The organism is Candidatus Binatia bacterium (genome assembly GCA_036382395.1).
GTDB lineage: Bacteria > Desulfobacterota > Binatia > HRBIN30 > HRBIN30 > JAGDMS01.
On record DASVHW010000210.1, the window covers coordinates 1 to 5,462 of the forward strand.

3 protein-coding genes and 1 tRNA gene are annotated in these 5,462 nt (G+C 65.4%); 1 reads left to right on the top strand and 3 read right to left on the bottom strand.

Going from position 1 to position 5,462, the window contains the following annotated elements; all coding sequences use genetic code 11:
* Window positions 1-4 precede the first annotated feature (4 nt).
* Window positions 5-1,951 (bottom strand): acetate--CoA ligase, encoded by a 1,947-nt coding sequence (gene acs / locus VF515_09720; GenBank protein HEX7407913.1) that lies wholly within the window; start codon window positions 1,949-1,951, stop codon window positions 5-7.
* 175 nt (window positions 1,952-2,126) lie between these two features.
* Window positions 2,127-4,574, bottom strand: a complete 2,448-nt coding sequence (locus tag VF515_09725; GenBank protein HEX7407914.1) for a DUF3536 domain-containing protein — start codon at window positions 4,572-4,574, stop codon at window positions 2,127-2,129.
* Window positions 4,575-4,706: 132 nt separating this feature from the next.
* Between VF515_09725 and VF515_09730 the strand changes: the two genes are divergently transcribed.
* A tRNA-Ala gene (locus tag VF515_09730) sits at window positions 4,707-4,779 on the top strand.
* 12 nt (window positions 4,780-4,791) lie between these two features.
* On the opposite strand, the gene VF515_09735 is transcribed toward VF515_09730, so the two are convergent.
* The coding region (locus tag VF515_09735; GenBank protein ID HEX7407915.1) for a site-specific integrase at window positions 4,792-5,462 on the bottom strand (671 nt) is incomplete at its 5' end.

The window sequence follows — 5,462 nt, forward strand, 5'->3', positions numbered from 1 at the left end:
GCTTTCACTCCTCTTCCTGACGCAACCTGGCCAGGACCGACAGGTCCTCCAGCGTGCTAGTGTCGCCGACGCTCTCTTTGCCGGCGGCCACGTCGCGCAGCAGGCGGCGCATGATCTTGCCGCTGCGGGTCTTGGGCAACGTCTCCGTGAAACGCACGTCGTCGGGACGGGCAAAGGCGCCGATCTCTTTGGCAACGTGTTCGCGCAGCTCCAAACGCAGCTCCTCGGTCGGCTTGTGCCCCGATTCCAGGGTGACGAAGGCCACCACCGCCTGTCCTTTGAGCGCATCGGGACGGCCCACCACGGCCGCCTCGGCGACCAGCGGGTGGCTGACGAGTGCGCTCTCCACCTCCATCGTCCCGAGCCGATGTCCGGCAACGTTCACCACATCGTCGATACGGCCCATGATCCAGAAGTATCCGTCCTCGTCGCGCCGCGCCCCGTCGCCGGTGAAATACACGCCGGGAATCTGACTCCAGTACTGCTGCACGTAGCGGTCGGGATCGCCGTAAATGGTGCGCAGCATGCCCGGCCATGGTCGCTTGATCACCAGAAAGCCGCCCTGGTTGGCGCCGACCGGCCCGCCCTCGCGCGTCAGGACGTCCGCCACAATGCCGGGGAACGGCCGGGTGGCGGAGCCCGGCTTGGTGGGCGTGACGCCGGGTAGCGGTGAGATCATGATGCCGCCGGTTTCCGTTTGCCACCAGGTGTCGACGATCGGGCAGCGCTGCCGGCCGATTTCTTCGTGATACCAGATCCACGCCTCGGGATTGATCGGCTCGCCGACGGTCCCGAGCAGCCGCAGGCTCGATAGGCGGTGACGGCGGGGCCACTCGCGGCCCCATTTGCTGAAGCTGCGGATGGCAGTGGGCGCCGTGTAGAAGATACTGACGCCGTACTTGTCGATGATACTCCAGAACCGGTCCGGTTCGGGATGATTCGGCGCGCCCTCGTACATCAGCGTGGTGGCGCCGTTGGCCAGGATGCCATAGACGACGTAGCTGTGGCCGGTCACCCAGCCGATGTCGGCCGTGCACCAGAACGTGTCTTCGTCCGTCAGGTCGAAGATCCACTTGCTGGTGATGTAGCTGTGCACCATGTAGCCGCCGGTGGTGTGCACCACGCCTTTCGGTTTGCCGGTGGTGCCGCTGGTGTAGAGGATGAACAGCGGATGCTCCGCATCCAGCGGCTCCGGCTCACACACCGCGTCGGCTTTCTCCATCAGGTCGTGCCACCAGCGATCGCGGCCGCCCTTCATCGATACCGTTTCGCCGGTGCGGCGGACGACCACCACGTTCTCGACCGAGGGGGCGTCGCGCAGGGCCTCATCGACGTTGACCTTCAACGGCACCACCGTGCCGCGACGGTAGCCGCCATCGGCCGTCACCACCAGCTTGGCCTGGGCATCGTTCAGGCGGTCGCGCAGCGCCTCGGCGCTGAAGCCGCCGAAGACGACGCTGTGCGGCGCGCCGATGCGCGCGCAAGCGAGCATGGCAATGGCCGCCTCGGGAATCATCGGCAGATAGATCCCCACCCGATCGCCCTTGCTGACACCGAGGCGCTTCAGCACGTTGGCGAACCGCGACACTTCGCGGTGCAGGTCGTGATAGGTCAGGGTGCGGCTGTCCCCCGGCTCGCCTTCCCAGATGATGGCGGCCTTGTTCCGCCGCCACGAATGGAGGTGCCGGTCGATGCAGTTATACGCCAGATTGGTGGTGGCGCCCACGAACCACTTGGCAAACGGCGTCTTCCACTCGAGCACCGACTGCCAGGGAGAAAACCAGTCCAGCTCGTGCGCGACCTCGGCCCAGAACTTGTCCGGGTCCTCCTGCGCCAGGCGCGCCCAGCCTTCGTACGCGGCGGCGCTCGCAATATGCGCGGCCGTGAATTCCGCCGGTGGTGGGAACACGCGCTTTTCCTGCAAAACGGATTCAATATCTATCTGTGACATCTCGCACCCTTCTGTTCCCTCACGGAGAACCGTGACGACTTCCCTTCGACTGCGCTCGGGACCTGCCTTCGGCTCGGCTCACGAGATGGCGCTCACGGCACGGCTGGCGCTGCGCCCACATCCTTCCGGGCAAGGGGATCACGGTCCTACTGTACCATTAACGCTGGACGCAGGGTCAAGCCGCCCTGATCGCCAGGGTGTCCCATTCCCGCAAGCGGAAGGAAAGTCGTTCGCCCAAGCGCCGCAGCTCGGCGAAGGCGGCAGCGTCCCACTGCTCATCGCCGGCAGCTCTGACCACGGCGTAGTAATGATTCTGCGCGTCCCACAGATTGAGCATCAGTCCCTGGCTCTCGGCGAAATCGAGGACGGCGTGGGCTCGCGTCACACCACCGTGTGCATCGCCTCGGGCCACTGCGTCGACCGCCCGCACCAGCGCCTGCTCCAACAGGAGTTGGATGGCGCCCAACGCTGGCACGATGCCCCAGCGTTGGGCGTCGGCCCACACCGCCAATGCGGCCTCGGCCCTTTCCGCTCCGGCAACGAATTTGGCCACCGCCTGCTCCAGGCGGCGCTGCACCACGAACCCGGTTGCCAGACCCAGCTCCGGTGGCAGCGGCACGCCTGCCTGTGCCAGGAAATCGAGCAAGCGGCGATTATTGCTCACAATGCGTTCATAGTCGGCACTGTATTCCGCCATCACCTGCGCCATGAGGTGATCGACGATGCGGCGCCGTTCAGCAACGAACAGGTGACGCAGGGTGTAAAAGGCGCCGCCCAGCGCGTGATCGATTCCGCGTACCAGCTCGCTCAACGGCTCGGAAAAAAAGGTCTGCAGCAGCTGGGCCTTGAGCGGCGCGTAGTCGGCTGTCGTCTCCGCCACGGCGCAATGCATGTCGTGCCCGCCGAGGTGGAGCGCCGCGTAGGTAAAGTCACTGCTCTCCTCCGTGGCTTCGCTGCGAAGATGGGCGCGACCGATGGCGAAGACGGTATCCCCGCTGCGTTCGAGCACCCGATCCTCCGACGTGGCCCGATAGGCGTACACGCGGGTCTTCGGCTCCGTTGGGGTAAAGAGCGAGTTCATGGCGTAGTGCGCTGCCACCCGGCTGTTGTCGGTGATCTGGGGACGAATCAGCTGCCGATACAGTTGGCGGCCGTCGCCGTACTGCGGCAAGTTGCTGTGGACCAGTTGGAGCCGGCGCAGGAACTCTGGTTCCAGATTGGTGCCCAGGTGGCTGGCAAGCTGGAGGGCGCGCGCGGCGTAGCTGAGCACTTGCGTGGTTTCCAGGCCCGACGGCTCGTCGAAGAACCAGCCGCAACTGGTGAACGACAGGAGCGCGTAGTGCTCCATTTCGAGCAGTTTCCAAATGCGAGTGCGGGCGCGGCTGTCCGGTGTGGCCAGTACATGGCGCTGCAGGAAGGCATCGCGCCGTTCAGGGTCGCGCCGCAAGATGATGGCGACATAGGCGTCGCGCGCCGCCCAGGGGTCGTGCAGCAGCTTCCCGCCCTGTTGTTCGAAGATCGCATCGAGCTGCGCCTTCAGCCAGTCCAAGGACTGCCGCAGCGGCGCCCGCCACGCCTGCTGCCAGCCGGGATGGCCGCCGCTGTGGCAACCACAATCCGCGCGCCAGCGCTCGACGCCGTGGGCGCAGCTCCACGAGGAGTTGTCGCGGATCTCGACGTCGTCGACCACAGCGACGCGGTCGAGATAGGCGGCGTAGTTCGTGAGCCGGACCTGCGCTTCGCGCTCGATGGTTTCGATGGTGGCCGCCAACGCCATCTCGCCGAAGCGATGATGGTGGCCGTACGATTCGCCGTCGGTGGCGATGTGCACGAGCCGGGGTGGGGCGTCAGGTGCTGCCGGGGGGATGAGCGCGGCCGCGGTGAGGCGTCGGGCGAACTCCCGGCCATCATTCAGGAGACCGCTGAAGGCCACGGCGTGGGAGATCTCGGCGTCATAGAAGAACACCGTAATCTCGAGTCCCCGGCCGAGGGCGCAGCGGTAAGGGCGTTGGCAATCGATGCGGCCGTCGTGCACCTCCTCCCACTGGCGGCCGTCATAGCGCAGGCGCGCCGCCTGCGACGGGGCCAGAATCGTGAAGCGCATACCGTTCTCGGCCAATACCGCCAGCGTGGAACGATCGACGGCGGTTTCGGGCAACCACATGCCGTCGGGCACGCGGCCGAAGCGGTGCACGAAATCGGCGATGCCCCAGCGCACCTGTGTCTGCTGGTCTCGCGGGCTGGCGAGCGGCATGATGCAGTGCCCGTACACTTGCGCCAGCGCGCTACCGCGGCCGAAGTGGCGCGCGCTGGCGCGGTCGGCGTGCTGGATGTGGCCGTACAGATCGGGCCGGGCCTGCTCGATCCACGCCAGCAACGTCGGACCGAAATTGAAGCTGATGCGATTGTAGTTATTCCGCAAGGCGACGATGTGGCCCTGCTCGTCGAGCCAGCGCGCGGCGGCATTGGGGGCGTAACACTCCGCCGTGACCCGATCATTCCAGTCGTGGTACGGCGCGGCAGAGTCCTGCACCTCAACCGCCTCCAACCAGGGATTCTCGCGCGGCGGCTGATAGAAGTGGCCATGCACGCACACGAAATGCTCTGCACCCGAGATCGACATGCCAGGGAACTGTAGGGAGTCGCGAACGGCCAGTCAAACCACGGGGGTGCTTTCCGCTTGCCCTTCGGGTTGCCCTTGCGGCGCTGGCGCGAGTTGTGTAAGCCTTCTGCGTTGTCGTTTCGCCATCGGCGTGGGGCCGTAGCTCAGTTGGGAGAGCGCTAGAATCGCACTCTAGAGGTCGTCGGTTCGATCCCGATCGGCTCCACTTGCTTTTCAATCACTTAGCGACTTTGGTTGCGGCCGGCTCAGCATCAGGTTGCGGCTGGGTTGCGGTCGGTTGTGCCAAGAGGGCGTCGAGCCGGTCAACTGCGGCTTTGTTTCCGCCCGGCACCAGATGCCCGTAGGTGTCGACGGTGACCCGGATGCTGTGGTGCCCCATTTGGTCCTTCACGTACGCGAGGCTCTGGCCTTGCCCGATGAGCAGCGAAGCGTACGTGTGCCGCAGGTCGTGAATCCGGATCGTGCGTAGCTCGGCTTTCGGCAGAATCTTCGGCCATACCCGCTTACGGAAGTTGTCAGGGTCGAGCGGCTTGGCGGCTTCGTTGATGAACACCCACGCCGGCACTTCACCCCAGCCGCGACGCAGCGTTTCTTTCTTTCGGTCCACCCACAACGCCTTCAGGCTCTCCGTCAGCCGTGCTGACAGATCCACCCGCCGCGCTTTGCCGCTCTTCGGTGTCGTGAGCTTCCCGTCGACCAAGTTGCGCTTCACTTCGGCGAACCGGCCGACGAAGTCGATGTCACCCCACTGCAGCGCAACCGCCTCACCGATCCGGACCCCGGTCATCGCCAGCGAAAGCACGAACGGATGCCATGTAGGGAAGTGCTCACGGCAGGTCTTCAGCAGCTTCGCGAGTTCCTCGCCGGTGAGGTAGTTGACCTTGTCAC

Coding starts and splice junctions, on each gene's coding strand:
- acs (HEX7407913.1), bottom strand. CDS start 1,951: ATGTCACAGATAGATATTGAATCCGTTTTGCAGGAAAAGCGCGTGTTC.
- VF515_09725 (HEX7407914.1), bottom strand. CDS start 4,574: ATGTCGATCTCGGGTGCAGAGCATTTCGTGTGCGTGCATGGCCACTTC.